Origin of the sequence: Paenarthrobacter sp. TAF1, from assembly GCF_052113825.1 — a bacterium.
Taxonomy (GTDB): domain Bacteria; phylum Actinomycetota; class Actinomycetes; order Actinomycetales; family Micrococcaceae; genus Arthrobacter; species Arthrobacter nicotinovorans.
Window position 1 is genome coordinate 1 of the sequence record NZ_JBFRDO010000055.1, and the last position, 416, is coordinate 416.

Annotated in this window: 1 protein-coding gene; it reads left to right on the forward strand. The window is 66.3% G+C overall.

Going from position 1 to position 416, the window contains the following annotated elements; translation table 11 throughout:
* Positions 1-416 (forward strand): DUF222 domain-containing protein (locus AB4Y81_RS21570; RefSeq protein ID WP_441996937.1); only part of this gene is annotated, 416 nt, incomplete at both ends.

A 416-nucleotide genomic window follows, 5' to 3' on the forward strand; every position in this document is an offset into this window, starting at 1 on the left:
CCGGACAGGTCCCGTCCCGGTCCGCGACGATCATCAGCACCGCCCTGGACAAAGCCCAACACTTCACCGACCCGGACACCCTCACCGGCATGGAACACGCCCTCACCACCACCGCCACACAATCCGACCCCGACTTCGTCACCAMAATGGCCAACCGCTGGATCGACCACATCGACCAMAACGGCCCCGAACCCACCGAAGAAGCCCTCCGCCAYGTCCAAGGCGCGTTCCTMCGACGCCRACGCCGCCACGGACTCCACCACCTGGAAATCTTCGCCACCACCGAACAATACGAAACCCTCACCACCGCCATGAACGCCGCCACCAACCCACGRCTCACCAACACCACCGGCACCGGCACCACCGGCCCTCAGCTGGACCGGCGCTCCCGCGCCCAGAAACTCCTCGACGGCCTC